The 23973-nt window shown below is 40.5% G+C and carries 17 protein-coding genes; 6 read left to right on the top strand and 11 right to left on the bottom strand.

Annotation, left to right across the window (positions count from 1 at the left end):
- The first annotated feature begins 173 nt into the window (after positions 1-173).
- From LMH66_RS03575 to LMH66_RS03560, 4 genes are all read left to right on the top strand, one after another.
- A complete protein-coding gene (locus tag LMH66_RS03575) occupies positions 174-1376 on the top strand; it encodes an efflux RND transporter periplasmic adaptor subunit (protein WP_229368562.1) in 1203 nt (400 codons plus the stop codon).
- A complete protein-coding gene (locus LMH66_RS03570) occupies positions 1376-4516 on the top strand; it encodes an efflux RND transporter permease subunit (RefSeq protein WP_229368561.1) in 3141 nt (1046 codons plus the stop codon). Before LMH66_RS03575 ends, LMH66_RS03570 begins: the two co-directional genes overlap by 1 nt.
- A 283-nt stretch (positions 4517-4799) precedes the next feature.
- Complete coding sequence (locus tag LMH66_RS03565; protein ID WP_102527805.1) at positions 4800-5492, top strand: TatD family nuclease-associated radical SAM protein; 693 nt, start codon at positions 4800-4802, stop codon at positions 5490-5492.
- A gap of 109 nt (positions 5493-5601) precedes the next feature.
- Complete coding sequence (locus LMH66_RS03560; protein WP_229368560.1) at positions 5602-7833, top strand: PAS domain-containing protein; 2232 nt, start codon at positions 5602-5604, stop codon at positions 7831-7833.
- Positions 7834-8177: 344 nt separating this feature from the next.
- Here the strand turns inward: LMH66_RS03560 and LMH66_RS03555 are convergent, their stop codons facing one another.
- The 9 genes from LMH66_RS03555 to tkt all read right to left on the bottom strand — a co-directional run bounded on the left by LMH66_RS03555 (position 8178) and on the right by tkt (position 19663).
- Positions 8178-9569, bottom strand: coding sequence for a hypothetical protein (locus LMH66_RS03555; protein WP_229368559.1), 1392 nt, complete (start codon positions 9567-9569; stop codon positions 8178-8180).
- Positions 9570-9653: 84 nt separating this feature from the next.
- Positions 9654-10208: a hypothetical protein gene (locus LMH66_RS03550; RefSeq protein WP_229368558.1), complete on the bottom strand. Its 555-nt coding sequence runs from the start codon at positions 10206-10208 to the stop codon at positions 9654-9656.
- The gene (locus LMH66_RS03545; protein WP_229368557.1) at positions 10201-10959 is read right to left on the bottom strand and encodes a hypothetical protein; all 759 of its coding nucleotides are present in this window, start codon (positions 10957-10959) and stop codon (positions 10201-10203) included. The genes LMH66_RS03550 and LMH66_RS03545 overlap by 8 nt, the downstream gene beginning before the upstream one ends.
- Before the next feature lie 445 nt (positions 10960-11404).
- Entirely contained in the window at positions 11405-12145 is a 741-nt protein-coding gene (locus LMH66_RS03540; protein ID WP_102527810.1) for a DUF481 domain-containing protein, read from the bottom strand.
- Between the two features lie 126 nt (positions 12146-12271).
- Positions 12272-13615, bottom strand: coding sequence for an MATE family efflux transporter (locus LMH66_RS03535; RefSeq protein ID WP_229368556.1), 1344 nt, complete (start codon positions 13613-13615; stop codon positions 12272-12274).
- A gap of 316 nt (positions 13616-13931) precedes the next feature.
- Positions 13932-14996, bottom strand: a complete 1065-nt coding sequence (gene fba, locus LMH66_RS03530) for a class II fructose-bisphosphate aldolase (RefSeq protein ID WP_102527812.1) — start codon at positions 14994-14996, stop codon at positions 13932-13934.
- Positions 14997-15253: 257 nt separating this feature from the next.
- On the bottom strand, positions 15254-16429 hold the full coding sequence (locus LMH66_RS03525) for a phosphoglycerate kinase (RefSeq protein WP_229368555.1): 1176 nt from the start codon (positions 16427-16429) through the stop codon (positions 15254-15256).
- Positions 16430-16515: 86 nt separating this feature from the next.
- A complete protein-coding gene (epd, locus tag LMH66_RS03520) occupies positions 16516-17538 on the bottom strand; it encodes an erythrose-4-phosphate dehydrogenase (RefSeq protein ID WP_102527814.1) in 1023 nt (340 codons plus the stop codon).
- A gap of 130 nt (positions 17539-17668) precedes the next feature.
- Entirely contained in the window at positions 17669-19663 is a 1995-nt protein-coding gene (gene tkt / locus LMH66_RS03515) for a transketolase (RefSeq protein WP_229368579.1), read from the bottom strand.
- Between the two features lie 637 nt (positions 19664-20300).
- Here tkt and metK point away from each other — a divergent pair.
- Positions 20301-21452, top strand: a complete 1152-nt coding sequence (gene metK, locus LMH66_RS03510) for a methionine adenosyltransferase (RefSeq protein WP_102527816.1) — start codon at positions 20301-20303, stop codon at positions 21450-21452.
- Between the two features lie 188 nt (positions 21453-21640).
- On the opposite strand, the gene LMH66_RS03505 is transcribed toward metK, so the two are convergent.
- Positions 21641-22204, bottom strand: a complete 564-nt coding sequence (locus tag LMH66_RS03505; RefSeq protein ID WP_102527817.1) for an MAPEG family protein — start codon at positions 22202-22204, stop codon at positions 21641-21643.
- A 114-nt stretch (positions 22205-22318) separates the two neighbouring features.
- Positions 22319-22918, bottom strand: a complete 600-nt coding sequence (locus tag LMH66_RS03500) for a flavin reductase family protein (RefSeq protein WP_229368554.1) — start codon at positions 22916-22918, stop codon at positions 22319-22321.
- Between the two features lie 338 nt (positions 22919-23256).
- Between LMH66_RS03500 and LMH66_RS03495 the strand changes: the two genes are divergently transcribed.
- Positions 23257-23946 carry a GNAT family N-acetyltransferase gene (locus tag LMH66_RS03495; RefSeq protein WP_229368553.1) on the top strand — a complete coding sequence of 230 codons (690 nt, stop codon included), beginning with the start codon at positions 23257-23259 and terminating at the stop codon, positions 23944-23946.
- The last annotated feature ends 27 nt before the right edge of the window (positions 23947-23973 follow it).

Raw genomic sequence — 23973 nt, 5'->3', positions numbered from 1 at the left:
ATCGTGAAATAAATTTTCTGAAACATTTAATTCACAACTAACGCTTTTGCTTCAATTCGTTGTCTGTTAATTTAGAGTCTATATTGCTCTAAGTCTTTAATAAGAAAACTAAGTTTTTAGCAGAGTAGTCCTTTAGAGCCAACAATGTCGTTTTAGTATGGATACGTTTATCAATGAAAAGAATATTAAGAATCCTCTCTCCGCTGTTTATTCTAGTGGTATTTATTGGCCTCGCAGCCGTTTTGCTGAGTACTCAACAAGCGCCAGAACAAAAAGAAGAACAAGTTAAAACACCTATCATTGATTTCTTGACCGTTGAACAGCAAACAATATCGTTAAATTTGCCATCTTATGGTGTTGTCAGTCCTAAATATAAAACTCAATTAGTCACTGAAGTACAAGGACGACTGGTGAGTTTAGACCCAAGCTTTGTTGCAGGCGGAATTGTTCAGCAAGGGCAAGCTCTCGCTCAAATAGAGCCTTCTGACTATCAAGCTGATTTCATTCAAGCAGAAGCGACGTTAGCGCAAGCTAACGCAGCACTAAATGAAGAGATTGCCCGCGGTGAAGTGGCAAAAATTGAATTCAAAGATTTTGATAATGGCTTACCGCCTGAGTTAGGTTTACGTATCCCGCAGTTAAAGAAAGAACAAGCCAACGTTAAATATGCCAAAGCCGCTTTAGCGAGAGCACAGCGCAACTTAGAGCGCACCGTTATTCGTGCCCCTTTTGATGGCATCATCAAAGCTCGCAATGTTGATTTAGGTCAGTACGTTTCATTAGGTACCAATTTAGGTGAGCTTTACGATATTAGTATTGCTGAAGTGCGCCTACCGTTAACCAACAACGACCTAGCTTATTTAGAGTCTGTCGATAACCCTGACACTTCGGTGATATTAAGTGCTTCACTCGCTGGTAAATCATTTACATGGAATGGCAACATTGTCCGCAGTGAAAATGTTATAGATGAACAAAACCGCATGGTCTACTTGGTTGCTGAAGTGAAAGATCCATACCTACGTAATCAACGCAGTGAAGATGAGCTGCCACTTAAATATGGCAGTTTTGTCACTGCAATAATTAAAGGCCGCACGGTCGACGGTATTGTTAAATTACCACGCTACGTGGTTCGTCAAGACCAAGTCGCCATTGTCAAAGACGATAACACCATTGAAATCCGTAAAGTGAATATTGTTCGTACTGACATTGAGAATGTGTTTATCAAAGACAGCTTAGCAACGGGCGAGCGCGTTTCGATTACTGACATTAGTAACTTGGTTTCAGGTCAAAAAGTGAAGTTACTCGGTGAAAAGTCCGAAGAAGTTGAAATAGAGTCGGCAGATCCCGAAGCAATATCATTGGCAGGTGAGCAATAATGGATACCAATAAAGGAATTATTGCTTGGTTTGCTCGCAACAATGTTGCCGCAAATCTGCTGATGTTTGCCTTGTTAATTGGTGGACTATTTAGCTCATTGCTGATTAACAAAGAAGTGTTCCCAACATTTGAACTCAACTTGCTCAATATTTCAGTCGCCTACCCAGGCGCTGCGCCGCAAGAGATTGAGGAAGGGATTAACATAAAAATCGAAGAAGCCATTCAAGATATCAACGGCATTAAGAAGGTCACTTCTGTCGCCAGTGATAGTGTCGGCTCTGTGACGATTGAAGTTGAAGACGGCTATGAAGTGCAGCAAGTCTTGGATGAAGCTAAACTACGAATAGATGCTATTTCAACTTTCCCTGATAACATTGAAAAGCCCAATATTTATCAAATAAAACCTGAGAATAATGTTATTTGGGTGTCGGTGTATGGCGATATTAGCCTGCACGAAATGAAGGAAATGGCTAAAACCATTCGTGATGACATTACAGATTTACCTGCTGTAACACGCGCCCAAGTTACTGGAGTGCGCGATTATGAAATCGGTATCGAGCTATCGGAAGATAAACTGCGAGAATATGATCTCACTTTCTCTCAGGTCGCTCAAGCGGTGCAAAACTCATCTATTGATTTACCTGGTGGCTCAATTCGAGCTCAAGATGGTGATATTTTACTGCGCACCAAAGGGCAAGCATATACAGGTGAAGACTTCTCTAAAATCGTAGTCACGACACGCCCTGATGGTAGCCGAATAATGCTACCTGAAGTCGCGACGATAAAAGATGACTTTGAAGAACGTTTAGAATACACCCGCTTTAATGGCAAACCCGCAGCCATTATCGAAATTACCAGTATTGACGATCAAAATGCATTAGCAATATCTGAACAAGTTAAAAGCTATATAGCAGAAAGAAAGACCACCTTACAAGCCAATATTGAACTCGATACTTGGGGGGATTTAACCCACTACCTTGAAGGTCGTTTAAACATGATGTTGTCGAACATGTTTTACGGTGCTTTATTGGTGTTTATTATTCTGGCGCTGTTTTTAGATCTTAAGTTAGCATTTTGGGTCATGGTTGGCTTACCAGTGTGTTTTCTTGGCACCATCTTATTGATGCCATTAGAGCCATTTAATCTATCAATTAATATGCTGACCTTATTTGCCTTTATTCTGGTGTTGGGGATCGTCGTCGATGATGCCATTGTCATCGGCGAAAGTGCCTACAGTGAAATTGAAAAACACGGTCAATCTCTCGATAACGTCGTCAAAGGCGTGCAAAAGGTTGCTATGCCCGCCACTTTCGGGGTACTCACAACCATTGCGGCATTCATTCCAATGATCATGGTATCTGGGCCGATGGGAGTGATTTGGAAATCAATTGGCATGGTGGTGATTTTAGCTTTGGCCTTTTCGCTTATTGAATCAAAGCTTATTTTACCTGCGCATTTAGCGCACATGAAAGTGAAGAAAAAGCGCCCGCCAACCAATGTATTTTCAAAGTTCAAAGTAAAACTGAACGAAAAACTACAGTACTTTATTCACAATAATTACCGCCAATTTTTAGGTAAGTGTATTACCCATCGATACAATGTCGTCGCAGCCTTTGTTGGAGTATTGATCTTATCTTTGGCATTGGTTGGAAGCGGTAAAGTGCGTTGGGTGTTTTTCCCAGATATTCCGTCAGACTTTATTCAAGTACAACTTGAAATGGAAGAAGGTAGCTCTGAACTTAACACCCTTGATGTCGTACAAAAAGTAGAAGAAGCCTTATATGCAATGAACGACAAATTTGCCCAAGAGTCAGGCTCAGATGTGGTTAAACACAGTTTTATTAATATGAGTTCGAGAAGCTCAGCATTTATCTTTGCTGAATTATCAAAAGGCGAAGACCGTGAGATTGATGGCGTGACTATCGCGGCTGAATGGCGAGCACAATTACCTGAGTTGCTATCGGTTAAAAAACTCAATATTGCTGCCAGTACAAATGATGCCGGAGGCGATATTTCCTTCAGATTAACTTCAAGCAATTTAGCGCAGTTGTCTGAGGCGTCAAAAGAATTAAAAGGTAAATTAGCCACCTATGAAGGTGTCTATGATATCTCTGATAACTTTTCATCTGGCAGCCAAGAAATTCGTCTAAACATTCGTCCTGAAGCTGAAGCCCAGGGGCTCACACTGTCTGATTTAGCTCGCCAAGTTCGTTATGGGTTTTATGGCTATGAAGCCCAGCGTATTTTGCGTAATAAAGAAGAAGTGAAAGTCATGGTGCGCTATCCGCTTGAGCAGCGCCGCACCATTGGTCACCTTGAGAATATGCTTATTCGCACGCCCCAGGGCGTTGCAGTGCCTTTCTCAACTGTGGCAGATATTGAACTAGGTGAGTCGTTTGCGTCTATTACCCGTGTTGATGGTCGCAGGGCGATTACTATTACCGCTAACGTCAATAAAAATGCGGTTGAGCCGTCAAAAGTTGTCAGTGAAATTCAAGAGGATTTCTTACCTGAACTCACCAGTCAATATACAGAAGTCAATGCTTCTCTTGATGGCGGTAGTCAAGATGAGCAAGACGCCATGTTAGGTTTAGTGCAAGGTTTCTTCTTTGCGATGTTTACCATTTATGCACTTATGGCAATTCCGCTTAAATCATACACTCAGCCGATGATTATCATGTCGGTTATCCCATTTGGGATGATTGGCGCATTGTTTGGCCATTATCTGCTTGGGATATCCATGAGTGTATTGAGCTTGTGTGGCATCGTGGCATTAGCTGGAGTTGTGGTTAATGACTCATTGATTCTAGTCGACTTTGTTAACCGAGCCCGCAAAGAAGGTTACTCAGTTTTAGACTCTGCCATTGACTCTGGTTGCTATCGTTTTAGGGCCATTATCTTAACCTCAATGACCACCTTTGTCGGCTTAGTGCCCATCTTGCTCGAGAAAAGCTTACAAGCAAAAATTGTCATCCCGATGGCCACATCACTGGCATTTGGTATTTTATTCTCAACCGTAGTGACGTTGATTTTAGTCCCTGTGTTGTACATCATTTTAGAAGATGTCAAAAGCGTACTTCGCCGATTATTCATTTGGTGGTGGCAACCTAAAAAGGACGATGATGAAGCCTACAATTAACCTAATGCTTGAAACTAATTCTAGCTTTAAATACTAGTTTTAGGCTTTAAACACTAGATCTAGGCTTAAACACAGTAAAGTAATTCATTAAAAGGGAGCGAAAGCTCCCTTTTTATTCCTTAAAGCTCCCCTCTTTAATTTCTCCAACGGCATGAGTTGTCTCACCTTAGCGAATTGAAAGGCTATTATAGTTAAGCTTTATTTATGCGAGCCGCAAAACAGTAATCAAGTTGAGTTAAGGCTAAAATGAGCGTTTTACAGTCAGGCTTAACATGGCAAAATTATGACAGAAACACTCAACTCCGAAATAGTCAACGCCAAAAATCACAATCAAGAATTAATAGAATCTACTGAGCCCTATAATTCAAGTGAGCCCCATGATTCAACCTTGGTTTACGATATTCGTCAAAGCCGCTACCTGAATATTACCGGCCGCTGTACCTTAAGGTGTCAATTCTGTCCTAAACACAATGGTTCCAAGCAGGTTCACCAATATGAACTGTCTTTAGACAAACAAGTGAAGCCAGCTGATATTATCCCGCTTTTAGGTAAGGTAACTGACTTTGATGAATATGTGTTTTGTGGATATGGCGAGCCAACGCTTAATTTAGAAACCCTGATAACGGTTGCGACATACATCAAGTCTGAAGGCGGTAAAACTCGTCTTAATTCTGATGGACTGGGCAATCTATTTCATCGAAGAAACATCCTTCCAGAACTCTCAGCTTGTATTGATAGTTTATCTATTTCACTTAATGCGGACACTGAAGCGCTTTATATCCAACACTGTAAACCTAAACTCAAAGGCGCTTATGACGCACTGCTAGCCTTCATTGAGCTTGCACCACAATATATTCCTCAAGTTCAAGTCTCAGCCATTAATGGGCTCGATCAGGTCGATATTGCGCGATGCCGAGAAATAGTCGAACAAAGAGGCTGTGAGTTTAAGCAAAGAGAACTGGATATTGTGGGTTAATCTAGCGCTTTTTTGGTAATAAAATCGTTAAAAAAGCTTTACTGAGGTCAACCTAGTAAAGCTTTCGTGATAACATCAGCCTATCGGGACAGTTAATATAAGTAAGTGAATGTTTAAAAGACAAACCAATAAAAACGTCTCAAAATTTCTGCTCATTTCAGCGCAAGATATCCATTGGAGTCGTCAACAGGTCTTGGCCTTAGCAAGTCAATTGTCTGTGATGATCATCAGCGTCATTATTTTTACCGCCCTATTACTCAGCTTGGGCGAACGTCGCTTACAAGAGGATTGGGCCGATAAACGTTACAGTGAATTGCAAACTGTAGGTACACTGGCGGCAGATAAAGTTAACTTCCTTAAGTTTCGTACCCAAGCCTTTGCTAATGGCGAGTTGATGAACCAGTATTTAACAACGCCAGCTGAACTTCAAAAAGAACGCTTACTCGAAAATTGGTCTGGGTTACTGACTCATATTCCAGAACTCTTGGGACTCACCTTATTTGATCCTCAGGGTAATATCCGTATTGCCACCACCCCAGCCTTTGATAACATCTCGCTTCCTGAAGTCGTGTTAAGTAAAGATAAAATCATGGGCGGTAATGATATTTATTCTTCTCAGATTCAATTTGTGCCTATCAATGGCAAACTGGTTCCTTTTGTTTTTCAGTTAGCTTGGATTGAAAACCCCGATCAAAGTATTCGTGGATATTTAGTCACTTACAATTCCATTACCGAAGTACTACAATCGATTAAACCCGCTTTCTTCAATCACGATACCCCACTATTGTTACTCGGTGAAGACGGAAAATTTTATGCAGGTGATGAACAAGACAGTCCACTCAAGAAAATGCCCAATGCCTTAGGTGGCAGTCTGCAACAAAGTTATCCATCTATTTGGCAACAAATGGCCAATACCAATTTTGGCCAGTATCACAATGATGTCGGTACATTTGTGTTTCTTAAAATTGAGCTTGCTGCTCATCACCCTATCATTAGGGAATATTATTTATTGTCATATATTCGCCACGAAGACATTGCAGCAAGGTTTGAGCGGTGGCGTTATATCCTAATGAGTTTCGGCGTCATTATTGCGGCATTAGCCAGTGCATTACTGTTTACTCGTCACCGTTTTCAACTTGAGAAGAACGCCAACACTAACAGCATTACCCTGTCCAGCAGTCTGTTCAATAGCCATCAAAGCTGTTTATTGGTGAATAACAGCGGAAGAGTCATTAAAGCCAATAAACAAGCCGCTGAAACCTTGTCTTTAGACATCGACGAGCTACTAGAAAGAAGATTACAGCGAATACTGCAACTAGAAGACCACACTTATCAGGCATTAGTACAAGCAATGAATGGCAATAAACCTTGGTCTGAAGTCATCAGCTTTAACGATCAAAATTGCACCATTTGCGTTTATGCTCAACCAGGAACAACTCACTTAAAAAGTGAACACTATTGGGTGATTACCTTTGAGAATGTCACCGAATTAAGCACTGTAAAACAGCAAGCCTATACCTATCAGTTATTGTCAGAAAGTGATGTAGCGACAGCATTGACCGATGCAAATGGTGAGCTTATTAAGTTTAACCATAAATTCAAAAAACTGTTAGATGTCGAAGAAGCGAGTAAAGCTAATATTGTTGATTTATTAGGCGAAGAAATAACTCAACAATGGACCGACATTACCAGTCGCTTAAGTTTACAAGGAAAGTGGAAAGGCCAAATCATAGCCAACACAGGCACACGATTTGCTAATAGTTTAAAAGCCAGTATTCAAGCAGAACATTCACTTGATGGTGATATAGAATACTTAGTGATTACCTTACAGGTATTAAAACAGCAAACATTATCTAAACAACTCCCATCACAGCAGTCGCCATTAAGTTCGATGATATTGCCATTAGTAGAATTAGAAGTACATTTTAGTACGTTAACTGAGCCTAATCGCGAGCAAACTTGTTTAATGATTATGGATATTAACCCAGAAGGATTAATTAGCCATATTAGCGATATTGATCATCTTGAAAAACGTCAAAAAGACATTGAGATTCAGTTGCTGATTGATTTGCCTACAGGTTATCAAGTTGCCCGTTGGCGTTTAGGTTCATTAGTGATTTTATTGCCGTTGAGTGATTCAATTCAAGCGCACAAATATGCAATGAGTACGATGGATAGATTAGAGCAAAGCGACTTAAATGAAGGGATTAATATCGGCATTGCTGGTTACCCTAAACAGCAAGGTTTTGAAGACTATTTAGCCAACGCTGAAGTTGCATTGAAACGCGCTAAGCAAACGGGTGATCAAAACATCTGCCAAGCTTTTACTCGCAAGGCTTAAATTTATTCGCAACACATAAAGTACAGAGCGGATATTTTGCTTATCAATCTGTCAAAACCTGAACTATATATTAGGAAGGAACTGGGTATTAGGGCTGAACAAAAATTGCAGCCCTTGTGTTTCATTATGGTATTGCCTAAAGCTGTTTAATTGAAATAGCCTAAAGCTGTTTAATTAAAATTGCCTAAAGCTGCTTGATTGATATTGCCTATAGCAGTTTAATTGAAATAGCCTAAAGCGGCTTAGTTGAAATAGCCTAAAGCTGCTTAATTGATATGTTCTAAAGTGGTTTAAGTATATTGAAAGCTTAAGTTAACCTGATAAAAAACAGCTAACACAGCGACTTAATCACCCATCTCTAATAAGTTTGCTGGTAACTTACTACGAGTAATTTCAATAATGTTAGAACGGCTCATAACGACCTTATAACGGGCATATTCTAACGGCCCTTTACCATCTTTTAACACCGCGACCAAATTGACTTGATAACGGCGCTCTACCGATTCATTACTGACTTTTCCGTCCAGTTCTTTGTAGATCTTGGCTTTGCCACGCTCTAGGTGCCTTGCAAATGGCACTAAGCTAAAGTTAACTTGCTCTTGAATTTGCGAGTAGCCTGCTTCAAATTCTTTATTAGTGACTTTGGTGGCAATACGGTAATGCAACACCTCAGCATCAACCTTGTTTTGGCTATGCCGCTGCTTCATTATTTCAGCGACTTCTGCAGGAATATCCTGCGGGCGAGTGAAATCGAGCCAAACCAACTGTTTAGCAACCACCGTTTTAGTCGATGTATCTCGAAGAATACGACTCCAACGTGGACGCCCACGTTGAATAAAGCGCCATAGGGCATTGCGCACATCTTCTTTAAAAATTTCCCTAAAACCATAAATAATCGCTAGGGTAACGATTAAACTCATGGTTAAGCCGCTAAATACGCCCTGTGCTTTAATAATCAACGTTGAGACGACCAACATAACCAGGGTTGTGGCTAACCCTGTCACGAACTTCTTTAGCCCTACTCCGAGGGTTTTTAGCTCTTCTTTAAGTACTACACCTTGTTGGATCAAGCGGCGCAGTAACAACATCTTATTTGAAATGCGGTTTGCATCTTGCTTTGTACCTGCCGAGTTGTACTTTTTTTCTTCTTCACGGTAATGATTTTCAGCACGACACAAGTTAACTATCTGCTCTTTGATATCACTGTAATCAGCATTTCGAGGCCGATAAGCTAGTGTTTTAAGTAATTGCTGTTCACAAAACCAAGACAGATAGTTATCAGCATTAGCAAAATAAGATTGCCACTTTTCTTCGCTGGGTTCATTACGACGAAATTTCTTTAATAATTGTGTAACCGATGTGCCAAGCTCTGCTAATGTAGGATAAAACTCTGCGGCCTCGGTAATTTGCCTTAATTCCTTTGCATCAGTTTCAATAGCAACGGCAAATTGATAAGCGAATAAATTAAGGTAGAAGCGGAACTCTTCTTTAGTACGCTTATTAATACTCACAAAACGGTTTTGCACTAAAGGTAAATGCAGGCCCTTAGAATAATAGGAACGACGCCCGACAATGGCGCTATGATAATACTCTTCTTCATCTAAGGTTTTATCGCCAATGCCCATTTCTGTTGGCAAATAAAAATATAAATCGAGTGCACGCTGATGCCCAACCTCCATCTGATGGCTGAACTTAATTGATAATGCTTCTTCTTGTTTTACTTTGATTTTTGCCACTGAGGAGAACTCAATAACGGAGAATATAGCTACTATAACGAATTTAGCGAAAAATGAGAAAGGGGGATATTAACAACTCATGCTTTATTCGTGCAATCGGCAAGCCCAAAGGGTGCTAAAAGGAGTAAACTTTACCAAAATAAAGCCGTTGTCTGCGTCCATCTCTAACACTTGAACATTAACACTCACTTGGTTATCAACAGCAAGGTTTTCTTTTGGTTCATTGAATTCATTGGCTAAATAACCCTGTAATGATGAATTATAAGATACAAACTTAGCATCTGTTATATCTAAATCTAGCTGATACAATAACTTACCAATCTCAAGCTCTCTTAACTGACCTTTTAAAGATAAATATTCACGTGATGATTCAGATTGCTCACTAAAATAGTCCAAATAAATTTTCTCATCATTGAAAGTCAATGAGAGATGTATCGAGACTTGAGGGGTGTTAATCACACTATTATCACTGGCTGTCATTACGTGAATTTTTGTACTGCAATCAAACGCTGACACTTGACGCGAATCTGCAAAAAACTCCAGTATTAAAATACTAATACAAAACAGAACTGTACTCGACAGAATAAAAACAGCGAGCCCAAGCTTTGTCATTAGAAATTGTGCTAGGCGATTAACCACAAATATTCACCTCTTTTAACCAATCTTGGTTCACAACAGTCATTTGTGGATCTTCTTTTATCACTCTAATATTTTCAAAATGTAACCCATCCTGATCACGTTTTTTCAAAACAACGCTAATGGTTCTATTATCGCGAGCAATCGACACTAAAAGTGAATCCCAATCCATCACATCACACTTTGATAATTCGCTTAATGCATTTTCAGAACGAGATAAAAAACCGCCATGATAGTCCTCACTCCCTTCAGACTCGTAAGCATAAAGCTTAGCTAAGTGACCAGCAGGAGTTATAAATTCACCGCTAAAATCTGGCACTCTAAAGCCCGAGTCTTTTAGATTTGAATGGACAAAATAAGACGCAATTATTGTCATTAGAATAACAAGAATGTAATGTGCGTTTGAAATAACTTTAGTGGGTGAATCCAGCAAGCTGGAACGATTTACTACCACATTGGTATATAAAATGGCCCCTTGATCTGCAATTAATTCAATTAGACCACGATGAGCATCACCAAAGTAATCTTGGAAGTTCTCTACAAGTTGTTCCATTTCCGCAAGAGATAAACTGTGCAAATAGCCATCATGCTCTTCTGGAAATGACAGTGATTCTATAGGTACAACATGGCCACGATGCTTTGCAAGAATGCTTAACACCTTGTACTCATTATAATTGAGTTGCCATTTAGTAGCATTAGATTGATTAATAAGCTCTTTTTGCTCATCATCAAACCAACAACACCCGATTTGCATTCCTATATAATCTCTTTAGTCAATATCACCAATTATTATACGCTAGCCAAAAAAGATAGTTTGTGATCAAAACAGACGATAGATAGCCTAGATTTAATTTCGTGAACTAGCCCTCGTAATTTCGTAAGAGTTCATTGTCACAAACAGCAAAACGGATACAAATGTTAACTATTTTAACAAAATAATAATATTTACCAGAGGCTTATAAGATTAAAAGCACTCAAACAACCTCCCCTATCTAAGCAGAGATCATAAGGCAAGCCTCCATTTATGTTTATACAAAGTAAACCTAGCCCTCAAATGTAACATTCATAACGCTAATAACATTAGAGCGGTACACGCTTGGTAAAAGTAAAACCGTTTCAAAAAATAGCGACAAAAAAGCCGAGTTATCCTCGGCTTTTATAGGTTCACACAAATGTTTACCGGTGATATCCCGAATACATTAGAATGCGTATAACAGTGTCATGTTTGTTTCAGTATCAGTGCTTTTGAAACCTTCTAAAGGCTCACTGTTGTAACGAACAATCACAGCAAACTTCATCGCTAACGCACCGATAATGTTAGCTGTTAACGCAGACTCAGAACGTCCCTCTAAATAATCACCGTAATCAGCTACGAAGAGTTGAGTAAACTTAGAGCTTTCTGTTATTTCATAAGAAAAGTTAAGTGCACCATGGGCAACTACACTATCTTCAGTGTCATAGCCCAATGCTAAAGACTGTTCATCATCTAGCTTTTTATAAATGTAACCAGGACCAATTTCAGCACTTAAAAATGTTCTACCCGTATCGATAAATTTATGACCATAACCGGCTGAACCAATTGCTTTATAATCAAAACCAGTAAAAGGATCGGCTTCGTAGTTTGCTGTGATATACATGTAGTTCTTTTCATCAAACTTATAATCACCTTGGATACCAGCATAGTAACGTTTTGCCGTATTCTCACCAGAGTCTTCTTTATATAAGCCTTCTAGTAAGTAAGCATTTTCCCAGTTACCCAGCTCTTGTTTAAGGCCAAGACGGGCTTTAAAAGAAGAAGTATCAGTGTTACCCGTTGTTAACGTTGCACCTAACTCAGCTTCACCAGCAAACGTCGCATCACCTTCAACAAAATCAGCACCAGCATGGGCCGCAAATGGCATGGCAAGTGTTACAGCTGCAGCAAGTAGCAGTTTTTTCATGTCATCAAATCCTTTATTTACAATTAATTCAAGTTCACCCCAGAAATCGAACCGAATTCTAACACTTTGGTATCAAAAATGAAAAAACTACTGTGCATTTAATATTTAAACTCCAAATGGCGGTTTTTAAGCAGATAACAAGCTCTTACTTTGCCAGCGGCCACTCCGCCAGCGCCATAACATGGTTAATCCCCTCACCCATTCGTCTATCGCCAAGGCCATCCAAATGCCGACCAAGCCTAAGTCGAGGCAAATACCAAAGAAGTATGCACCAGGCACAGCTATACACCACATAGATATAAGACCAGCAAAAAAGGGGAAGCGTGCATCACCGCTAGCTCTCAGAGCATTAATTACCACTAAGTTGAAGGTTCTCCCTGGCTCCATCAATAAAGTCAGAAGAAATAATTGCCCAACCATAGCGAGAATATCTTGATCATCTGTGAAAAAGGCCACTAACCTTTCCCCCATTAAGGCGGCAAGAATTGCAACAATCGTCGTTAGAACCAGTCCAATTTTGAGTGCTCGATACATTTGTGTCTCAGCAGCTTGGTATTGCTTGGCACCAATCATATGGCCAATCATAATTTCATTGCCAATACCGATAGATAAACCGAACAAAAGAATGAACATACAGACTTGAAAATAAAGCGCTTGCGCTGCAAGGGCTTTATCACCCATCAAACCAACAAAGGCTGTCACCACCATAAATTGCAGCATCCAAGAGATATTTTCCCCTGCCGCAGGTAAGCCAATATGGAATACTTTGGCAAGTAAATGCTTTTTAGGCTTAATAATTTCAGTTATTTTAAGCGGAATTTGGGTGTACTTAACAAATAAATATGCCATCAAAGACATGCCGACGAGTCGACCTACTACGGTACTAATAGCAACGCCAGCGACGCCCATTTGGGGTATACCGAACCAGCCGTATAGCAATAATAAATTGCCCAAGAAGGTAATCACGTTCATTAATAAAGTGACCCACATGGCTTGCTGAGTAAATCCATGGGCACGCATCCCAGCAGCTAAGCACATTGCCATAGCTTCAGGGATCAAACAGATACCAACGATTTGCAAATATAACTTAGCATCGGGAATTAACTCTACCGGTAAGTTCATCAGGTGCAGTATTAGCCCCGCGCCAAAAAATACTCCAAGCGCTGCTGCAACCCCAACCATTAAATTAAACCCAATAGAGGAATAAACAACATCGCGGGCTGTTGATCGATTTTTAGCCCCCAAATATTGGGTAATGACCACACTCGCGCCAATACTGACAAAACTAAATAAGGTAATGGATAACTCAAAGACCATATTACCAACAGATAACGCTGCCACCCCTTGATAGGAAACACGGCTAATCATTAACGTATTTAACGCTGCGGTTAAAAAATGTAGCGCAAAATCGAAAAATAATGGCCAAGTCAACGCGAATAATGAGAGTGGTTTATCTGATTTTACGTGCATGTTAGTACTTCAGTAATGGTTAAAGGTGAGCATATTCCATGACAAGGTTAACGACTCAAAATGACAGTTAATATGTCTCTAATTAAGCTGAGTCAGTTTTATTCCATTTTTAAGGGCGGGGATAATGCGTTATAAACGCCTTTGATACAAGTTGTTTCATCAAAATTTGGACATAAAAAAACCAGCGTTGACCGCTGGTTTTTTGAAGCTTTATTAATCAATTAGTTAACTGATAAGTGTTGTTACTTTCACATATAACTAAAGACTCATGTAACTAAATGCTCATATAACTAAAGACTCTTGTAAAAGTCAGCCATTAGTTAATTTGAGGATTAAGTTCACCTGACTGATACGCTTTATACATTGCTTGTAGTGACTTAGGCTTGATCTTAGAGCCCATGCCAGCACAACCAAATGCTTCGTAACGTGTTGTACAGATGTCAGCCATTGCTTCCATAGATGCTTTTAAGAATTTACGTGGATCAAATTCTGATGGATTTTCAGCAAGGAATTTACGTACAGCACCCGTTGATGCTAAACGTAGATCAGTATCGATATTCACTTTACGCACACCGTGCTTAATACCTTCAACGATTTCTTCTAATGGCACACCGTAAGTTTCAGGGATCGCGCCGCCGTACTGGTTAATCACTTCTAACCACTCTTGCGGTACAGAAGAAGAACCGTGCATAACTAAGTGAGTATTAGGAATGCGAGCGTGGATTTCTTTAATACGGTCAATACGCAACACATCACCAGTAGGACGTTGGCTGAACTTGTAAGCACCATGGCTGGTACCAATTGCAATAGCCAATGCATCAACATGAGTATCAGCAACAAAACGTGCAGCTTCTTCTGGCGTAGTTAACATTTGATCCATTGTTAGGATACCCGCAGCGCCAATGCCATCTTCTTCGCCAGCTTCACCGGTTTCAAGGCTACCTAAACAACCAATTTCACCTTCAACAGACACACCACAAGCGTGTGCAAAAGCAACAGTACGACGCGTTACATCCACGTTGTAATCATACGATGCTGGTGTCTTACCATCAGCCATCAAAGAACCGTCCATCATTACTGAAGACATACCTAATTGGATAGAACGCTGACAAATATCAGGATCGGTACCATGGTCTTGGTGAATACATACTGGAATATCTGGATATTGCTCAAGAGCAGCAGCCATCAAGTACTTAAGAAACTGAGGACGAGCGTACTTACGTGCGCCAGCTGATGCCTGAACAATCACAGGGCTGTCAGTTGCTTCAGCAGCTTGCATAATTGCACGCATTTGCTCAAGGTTGTTTACGTTGAATGCTGGAACACCGTAATCGTGTTCTGCAGCATGATCTAACATTTGACGTAGAGATATTAAGGCCATTTTTTACTCCAAAAGTAGGGTGATGTCTCACCTAGGTCGCTATCGCTTTGGATTGATTTTTATACCCTATGACACTTCAAAGCCAGGTTAACTATCCGTAAATAGCCAACGTTTCAATAAAGAACACGGGCGGTTTTTTTCTAATAATTATATTTTTCTTACTGCAATCTTTCCGTTTTAGCCCATCAGCCTTAGTGCCAACTCTTTGGTTAGCATCTAAGTGACGAAATGGCTAAAACGTTTTTTATACTTGCTTGTTAAGCACCACGCTGTTCAAGCATGGTTACTGCAGGTAATTCTTTTCCTTCAAGGAACTCAAGGAAAGCACCACCACCTGTAGAGATATAAGAGACTTTATCAGCAATATCATATTTATCTACTGCTGCTAACGTATCGCCACCACCTGCAATAGAGAATGCACTCGAATCGGCAATCGCCTGCGCGATACGTTTAGTACCTTCGCCAAATTGGTCAAATTCGAATACGCCAACTGGGCCATTCCACACAACAGTGCCTGCTGTTTCAATAATTTTAGCTAAAGCTTCTGCGCTATCAGGGCCGATATCAAAAATCATATCAGTATCAGATACGTCACTAACTGATTTTAATGTAGCTTCAGCTGTTGGGCTAAATTCACTCGCTACAACAACATCAGTCGGTACAGGGATATCGCCGCCACGGCTTTGTGCGTTTGCAACTAAACGTTTAGCTTCATCCACTAAATCAGCTTCAAATAATGACTTACCCACTTGGTGGCCAGCTGCCGCGACGAATGTGTTCGCAATTCCGCCACCGACAACTAATTGATCAACCTTAGTTGATAAGCTTTCAAGAACGGTCAGTTTTGTTGATACTTTTGAACCACCTACTATAGCAACCATTGGACGGGCTGGATTATCTAATGCTTTACCCAGAGCAGATAGCTCGCCCGCTAGAAGTGGGCCAGCACAAGCTACTGATGCATGAAGTCCAACGCCATGAGTCGATGCTTGCGCACGATGCGCTGTACCAAATGCATCCATTACGTAGACATCACATAATGCCGCTAGTTTTTTAGCTAAAGCTTCATCGTTTTTCTTTTCGCCGACGTTAAAGCGAACGTTTTCGAATACCACGACTTCACCAACTTTAGCTTCAACACCGTCAAGGTAATCTGACGCTAAACTTACAGGGCAATCAAGTGCTTCATTTAAGTAGTTCACCACTGGCTGCATAGAAAACTCAGGGTTAAACTCGCCTTCAGTTGGACGACCTAAATGTGACATCACCATCACAGCTGCACCTTTTTCAAGCGCTAGCTTAATTGTTGGTAAAGCAGCACGTAAACGAGCATCACTCGTTACAACACCATCACTGACAGGCACGTTTAGATCTTCACGAATAAGCACACGCTTATTGGTTAAATCTAACTCACTCATATTGATAATAGCCATTAGACTTTCCTTATAATTTAAAAACAAAACTGCTTTTGCTACTGAGCGCTTTACCCGCAGAGATAAAGCGCTCAATAACAATAAAATTAGTTATCTGTTTGCTTAGCTAATATCATTGCTAAGCTGGTGTCGAGCATTCGATTGGCAAAACCCCATTCGTTATCACACCAAAGTAATAACTTGACCAAGTGGCCGTCGCTCACCCGCGTTTGAGTGCCATCAACAATACTGGAGCGCGGGTCGTGGTTAAAATCACACGACACCAATGGCGCATCGGTATAGCCTAGCACCGCGTTAAATAATCCGCTGGCTGCATGCTCTAAAACATGGTTTATCTTGGCAATATCTACTCGCTCATTCAATGTCACCGATAAATCAATTGCGGTGACATTAATAGTGGGCACTCGCACTGAAATCGCTTCAAATTTATCTTTCATGTGCGGCAAAATTCTTTCAATGCCGCGAGCAAGTTTTGTATCTACTGGGATGATGGATTGACCCGCTGCACGTGTTCTGCGTAAATCGTCATGATACGCATCAATAACTTGTTGATCATTCATCGATGAATGGATAGTGGTTATTGCGCCGCTTTTCACCCCGAAGTGATTATCTAGCACATCAATGACAGGCACAATACAGTTGGTGGTACATGATGCATTTGATACCACTGTATGGTCTGCTTTGAGTAAATCATCATTGACACCAAAGACTATGGTGGCATCAACATCAGCAGAAGAAGGGTGACTAATCAGGACTTGTTTGGCACCGGCTTTTATATGCGCTTCGCATTCTGCTCGATCGCCTAAACTACCACTGCATTCATAAACGATATCAATATCGAGATCTGACCAAGGCAGTAAATTCGCGTCAGGCTGATGGAACAATTGAATCACATCATCGCCGATGACGAGCTGTTCATCTTTTAACTTAACCGTATTTTGAAAACGGCCATGAGTCGTATCATATTGAGTGAGGTGACTGATTGCGGCAGGTTTGGCAAGTTCATTAATTGCCACGATCTGGATTTCTTGACGTTTACCCGACTCGTATAGTGCACGGAGGATAGAACGACCTATACGGCCATAACCATTGATAGCGACTCGGATCATTGAGGGTTAAGCTTCCTCTTAACAGTACTCAGTAAAAAGCAGATAATAAAACGGCCTGCAAGTGATTGCAGGCCGCATTATACAGACTTAAAGGGTAAAAGTTTACCCTTATTATTTAACTGTATATTGGTTAAACAAGAGCATTCACTGTGTTAACCACGTTTTCAACGGTAAAGCCGAAGTGCTTCAATAAATCGCCGCCAGGTGCAGACTCACCAAACGTAGACATACCGACTACTGCGCCGTTAAAACCAACATATTTGTGCCAGTAATCAACATGCGCAGCTTCAATAGCAACACGTTTCAGTACGCCAGCAGGTAATACTGATTCTTTATAAGCTGCATCTTGCTTATCAAATACGTTAGTAGATGGCATAGAAACAACGCGAACTTTTTGACCTTTTTCAGTCAATGCTGCAGCAGAATCAAGTGCTAGCTGCACTTCACTACCTGTAGCAATTAGAATCACTTCAGCAGTACCTTTACAATCAGACAGTACATAACCACCTTTAGCAACATTAGCTAATTGCTCAGCTGTACGTGCTTGTGCCTTAAGGCCTTGGCGACTAAAGATAAGTGAAGTAGGCGCTTTACGGTTTTCAATAGCAGACTTCCAAGATACAGCAGTTTCAGCCGCATCACATGGGCGCCATACAGTCATGTTTGGCGTCATGCGTAAGTTAGCAAGTTGCTCTACTGGTTGGTGAGTTGGTCCATCTTCACCTTGACCAATTGAATCATGGGTATAAACGAACACGTTTTGAATACCCATTAATGCTGACATACGTACTGCATTGCGAGCGTATTCCATGAACATCATGAACGTCGCGCCGTAGTTAATGAAACCACCATGCAAAGAAGCACCATTCATAATGCCGCTCATACCGAACTCACGTACACCGTAGTAGATGTAGTTGCCAGCAGGATCGTCTTGAATACCTTTTGAACCAGACCAAAGAGTCAGGTTTGAACCCGCTAAGTCAGCAGAGCCACCTAACAGTTCAGGTAACATTTCGCCGAAGAAACCGATGGCGTTTTGTGAAGCTTTGCGACTTGCAATGCCTTCTGCTTTATCTTGGCATTCTTGAATAAATGCGTTGGCTTTTTCTTCAAATTCTGCAGGAAGCTCGCCTGTGATAACACGACGTTTGTATTCAGCTGCTAGCTCAGGGAAAGCGGCAGTATAAGCTGCAAATTTCTCGTTCCAGCTTGCTTCGTTTGAAGCGCCAGAATCTTTTGCATCCCAACCTTCATAAACAGTTTCAGGGATTTCAAATGCACCGTGCTCCCAACCAAGGAATTCACGTGCTGCAGCGATTTCAGCATCACCCAGTGGTGCGCCGTGACAATCATGACTACCTGATTTATTTGGCGAACCAAAACCAATGGTCGTTTTACAACAAATCATTGTTGGCTTATCAGTAACAGACTTCGCTTCTTCAATAGCTGCGCGGATTGCATCACTATCGTGTCCATCTACGTCTGCGATAACGTGCCAGCCGTATGACTCAAAACGTTTAGGCGTGTCATCGGTGAACCAGCCTTCAACATGACCATCAATAGAAATACCATTGTCATCCCAGAAAGCCACAAGCTTACCAAGACCTAAAGTACCTGCTAATGAACATGCTTCATGAGAAATACCTTCCATCAAACAGCCATCACCTAAGAAGCAGTATGTGAAATGGTCGACGATATCGTGGCCAGGTTGGTTAAACTGAGCAGCCAAGGTTTTTTCAGCAATCGCCATACCGACAGCGTTACTGATACCAGCGCCTAATGGGCCCGTTGTAGTTTCAACACCTGGCGTATAACCATATTCAGGATGACCAGGAGTTTTAGAATGAAGCTGACGGAAGTTCTTCAATTCTTCAATAGGTAATGCATAACCTGTTAAATGCAGTAAAGAGTAGATAAGCATTGAACCATGGCCATTTGATAATACAAAACGGTCACGATCAACCCATTCTGGGTTGTTTGGGTTGTGCTTAAGGAAGTCATTCCATAGCACTTCAGCGATGTCAGCCATCCCCATTGGTGCACCTGGGTGGCCAGAATTGGCTTTTTGAACAGCATCCATGGTTAATGCACGGATTGCGTTAGCGAGTTCTTTACGAGATGACATGCTCTCTCCTGCTTGTTGATGATGAGGTCTAGCGGGCAATTGTGGGGACATATTTTCCCCTACTCAGCGATGGGACGCAAATTATTATTAGATCTATTAACTATTTTTTACATCTAACTGTTTTCGATAGGATATTGCTGGTGAATATTTGAACAAACCATCACCATTTTCTTGAATCAATACATATCGCCAGCTTGAGCCCAATTCATCACAACCTTGAACAAATAATAATCACGGCAACGATGATATCTATTTAATCGTCATTCAAAGGCCATATTTATGGATTTATTGATCTAAAGCTCAAAGTAAGCGTAATAAAGGTGCGTGAACTTTATTGCCAATTAGCAATAAAAAACAACAAAGTGATAATCATCAACTAAAGTTATTGTTTTATTTTTAACCTCACCCAACTAAAACGTAGGCTGTAAAGCAAATAATTAGCATAAAATTCATAAGATTAATTTATTAAAAATATGAAACAGGTATAAATCAGTTTTTATAAATCTTTGAATGATTGCACAATTATTAACTTATATTAGTTCTAAGGGGTGTTATCCAATCCGATTTGAATTATTATAGACGTCTAGATGTAGATGCTTCTACACGTTCAAATTCCAAAAGACGAGATTTACCAACTATGGCAAACCACTTGTTCACCTCTGAATCAGTCTCAGAAGGTCATCCAGATAAAATCGCCGATCAGATTTCTGATGCGGTATTAGACGCAATTTTAGAGCAAGACCCTAAAGCACGCGTTGCTTGTGAAACTTACGTTAAAACCGGTATGGTTTTAGTCGGCGGTGAAGTCACAACTTCTGCTTGGGTTGATATCGAAGAAATCACACGTAAAACAGTACGTGAAATTGGTTACACCCATTCAGATATGGGTTTTGATGCTGATTCTTGTGCGATTTTAAATGCCATTGGTAAACAGTCTCCAGACATTAACCAAGGTGTTGACCGTAGCGATCCTGCTGAACAAGGCGCGGGTGACCAAGGTCTTATGTTTGGTTACGCGAGTAACGAAACCGACGTATTAATGCCTGCACCGATTACTTACGCACACAAATTAGTGAAGCGTCAGTCTGAAGTGCGTAAAGATGGTACTTTACCTTGGTTACGTCCTGATGCGAAAAGCCAAGTCACTTTTGCTTATGAAAATGGCAAAATCAAAGGCATCGATGCTATCGTGCTTTCGACTCAACATCGTGAAGATGTGACCCAAGAAGACTTGATTGAAGGCGTGATGGAAACCATCATTAAGCCTGTTTTACCATCTCAGTGGTTAAACAAAGACACTAAATACTTCATCAACCCAACTGGTCGTTTCGTTATTGGCGGACCGGTAGGTGACTGTGGTTTAACAGGCCGTAAAATCATCGTAGATACCTACGGCGGTATGGCTCGTCACGGTGGTGGTGCTTTCTCTGGTAAAGACCCATCAAAAGTTGACCGTAGTGCTGCATATGCTGCGCGTTACGTTGCTAAAAATATCGTTGCTGCAGGTCTTGCCGACCGCTGTGAAATCCAAGTGTCTTATGCAATTGGTGTTGCAGAACCAACATCTATCAGCATTGAAACATTTGGTACTGGTAAAGTATCTGAAGATGTATTGATTAAGCTTGTACGTCAGCACTTTGAGCTACGTCCATACGGCTTAACAGCAATGCTAGACCTTGCACGTCCTATCTACCAAGGAACAGCTGCATACGGTCACTTCGGTCGTGAAGAGTTCCCTTGGGAAGCAACTGATAAAGCTGAAATCTTACGCGCTGATGCAGGTCTATAAGTTTTAAACTTATTGACTGCTGATGCCAAGTAAATTGTTTACGCTAAGTTAAGCAATAAAAAAACCGTCAATTGACGGTTTTTTTGTGCCTTTAATTTATCTCACTTGATATCTAGAGTTCAAAATAACTATGTACAGTGCAAGATAGATAACTATTGGCAGTGCAAGATAGATATGTACACTACAGGCTAGGTGAAAGTACGATAGAAAAGATAAATGATAATCGCGCCCACAGTTAACACCGACGGATAAAAGGTCAAGCTAAAGCCGATAGATCTTGCCCCCGCCCCTTTATCATAACCGCGCATAAACAATATTCGGCCGATAAAAAATAATACCGAAATTAATCCAATTAACGACATATAGTCAGCGGGCATAATGAAAGCCCATAAGAAATACACACTCATCACAATACAAAATTGTTCTAAGGTATTTTGCAGAACACTTTGCAAGCGCCTAACTCGCTCTGATTGCTCATAATAACTGCTACCATCAATATCTTTCGCACTGAAAAATCGATGCTTAGCAACACGCCCCACAGCAATGATTAAGCTTAACGTTGGTAAAATCATCCCATAGGCATAAATGACCAACCTTTCAATTAATGATTGTGGCTCACTATATTCAAAAGGGTTTGCTAGTGCGCCATAAATCACCACAGCAAAAGACACAAGCATCCCTATCACAATACCTTGAGTGACATCACGTTGCTTACTGGTAAGTTTATTGGTAATTGAACTTGAAATTGGCATTATCTCTCCCTGTCATTAATGCTCAACTGCTAAAAAAATGACCTCGATGATCCTTCATTAATATGGTCATATACCGATATTCGCACTCCTACTGGAGCCTCACTAATTCAAAAGTTATCGATTTAGCTGCACTTTGTCTCTTGTTAAACTATAGTCATTACCCGCCATTCTGCCGATGGCATCCAACATTTCACTGTCGATTTTAAAGTCAGTAACGGCATCATCTTGCACGTGAATAGCAACCACATCACCTAGCACTAAATGGCCTGACATAGGATCCTGCCCTAAATCTACAATTTGATTTAGTCTACATTCAAAACTGACAATCGCTTGCTTCACTCTATGCGGAGCGACTATCGATGAAGCCTGTTTCTCAACACTTGCATATTCAAACTCATCTTCAGTTGCGGGGATTTGATGGCAGGTTTGATTCATCACCGCTAAATCTGAATAGCTGACACTATTAATCACAAATTCTTGCTGTTCACGAATATTGACTAAAGTGTCTTTCTCAGCCCCTTTATCTGTGCTCATAGGGTTAAAACACAAGACTGGTGGATTAGCACTTGCTACAGTAAAAAATGAAAAAGGTGCTAAATTATTGACCCCTGATTTTGATACTGTTGAAACCCAAGCAATGGGTCTTGGGCTGACACCACCAATAAGCAATTTATAAACTTGTTGCGGTGTTAATGATTCTGGCAAAAATTCCATTTATGTCTCAAGTTGTTCTAAACATCAACTTAGCTAATTGAGCTCGGGTAAACTGATGAAAATCATATGCTAAATAAGTTACTTACTAAGCTATCACCCTATAATTGTTCAAACAAGCCCAAATCTTCCCACTCAAAAGAAACAAGTCATTAACATAATTTATCAGCAAAACTGAGCATATTATGCTCAACATTTAACGCGCAGAAGGTAGTGATGTTATTGAGCGAGGGCTAGATCATTGAAATTTAGCTATTCATATCAGCTAAACTGATGATTTGTTATGATGGCGAAACACAAAACTCAGATTACTTATAAAAATTGACAGGATCATTGTGCCCATGCCTGAGTGGTTTTCCCCTCCAGCGTTTCTGCTCACTCATAAGCAGAAGCCTAAACACAACCTTGAAAAAAGCCATGAACAAAATCATGAACAAACCCCAAAACAAGACAATAGCCAGATTTTACTCGCCCAAATGCAGTGGTCTGAAATAAAACTTTTTTATCGCCAACATTTAAGTTACTCAAAACCCAGTATTAACGATCGCATAGCACTCATAAGAAATAGCAGTACAAAAGGTGTTTATCGCAAACTGCAAAATAATAGCGTAATAGATGCTGGCTTGAGTGGAGCTCTAAGTGATGTTCTAAGTGATGATTTGAGTGATGATTTATCTGAATTGAATCAAGGCATAAACATAGAGGTTGAAGCCAAAGATTCATTGGGTTCACTGGGTGAAATTGAAGCCAGCATTCGAATTAAACCTATCGGCAAGTGTCAATTGGTCACTGGATTAGTCGTCGCACAAATTGCACGAGGACAAGGGTTTGCTCATCAATTACTGGAATATATAAAACCTGAATTATTACTCGAACAAGCTTATGTTTTTGCGATTCCCGAACTTGAATCATTTTATCAAGCTTATGGTTTTATCGTTTGCCACAAACCTGATAATGATATCCAACAATTATTTCTTAAGTACCAACAGCCAGATAGACCCTTAATTCTGATGAAGCTTGTTTCAAAATAAGGCGTTCAATTAGCATTTGAACTTAAC

The organism is Shewanella sp. 10N.7 (assembly GCF_020806285.1).
Lineage (GTDB): Bacteria > Pseudomonadota > Gammaproteobacteria > Enterobacterales > Shewanellaceae > Shewanella > Shewanella electrodiphila.
This window is presented reverse-complemented; position numbering and strand designations above follow the sequence as displayed.

What these genes read in the sequence shown, in the direction of transcription:
- LMH66_RS03575 (WP_229368562.1), top strand. Translation starts at nt 174, where the DNA reads ATGAAAAGAATATTAAGAATCCTCTCTCCGCTGTTTATTCTAGTGGTA.
- LMH66_RS03570 (WP_229368561.1), top strand. Translation starts at nt 1,376, where the DNA reads ATGGATACCAATAAAGGAATTATTGCTTGGTTTGCTCGCAACAATGTT.
- LMH66_RS03565 (WP_102527805.1), top strand. Translation starts at nt 4,800, where the DNA reads ATGACAGAAACACTCAACTCCGAAATAGTCAACGCCAAAAATCACAAT.
- LMH66_RS03560 (WP_229368560.1), top strand. Translation starts at nt 5,602, where the DNA reads ATGTTTAAAAGACAAACCAATAAAAACGTCTCAAAATTTCTGCTCATT.
- LMH66_RS03545 (WP_229368557.1), bottom strand. Translation starts at nt 10,959, where the DNA reads ATGCAAATCGGGTGTTGTTGGTTTGATGATGAGCAAAAAGAGCTTATT.
- LMH66_RS03540 (WP_102527810.1), bottom strand. Translation starts at nt 12,145, where the DNA reads ATGAAAAAACTGCTACTTGCTGCAGCTGTAACACTTGCCATGCCATTT.
- LMH66_RS03535 (WP_229368556.1), bottom strand. Translation starts at nt 13,615, where the DNA reads ATGCACGTAAAATCAGATAAACCACTCTCATTATTCGCGTTGACTTGG.
- fba (WP_102527812.1), bottom strand. Translation starts at nt 14,996, where the DNA reads ATGGCCTTAATATCTCTACGTCAAATGTTAGATCATGCTGCAGAACAC.
- LMH66_RS03525 (WP_229368555.1), bottom strand. Translation starts at nt 16,429, where the DNA reads ATGGCTATTATCAATATGAGTGAGTTAGATTTAACCAATAAGCGTGTG.
- epd (WP_102527814.1), bottom strand. Translation starts at nt 17,538, where the DNA reads ATGATCCGAGTCGCTATCAATGGTTATGGCCGTATAGGTCGTTCTATC.
- tkt (WP_229368579.1), bottom strand. Translation starts at nt 19,663, where the DNA reads ATGTCATCTCGTAAAGAACTCGCTAACGCAATCCGTGCATTAACCATG.
- metK (WP_102527816.1), top strand. Translation starts at nt 20,301, where the DNA reads ATGGCAAACCACTTGTTCACCTCTGAATCAGTCTCAGAAGGTCATCCA.
- LMH66_RS03505 (WP_102527817.1), bottom strand. Translation starts at nt 22,204, where the DNA reads ATGCCAATTTCAAGTTCAATTACCAATAAACTTACCAGTAAGCAACGT.
- LMH66_RS03500 (WP_229368554.1), bottom strand. Translation starts at nt 22,918, where the DNA reads ATGGAATTTTTGCCAGAATCATTAACACCGCAACAAGTTTATAAATTG.
- LMH66_RS03495 (WP_229368553.1), top strand. Translation starts at nt 23,257, where the DNA reads ATGCCTGAGTGGTTTTCCCCTCCAGCGTTTCTGCTCACTCATAAGCAG.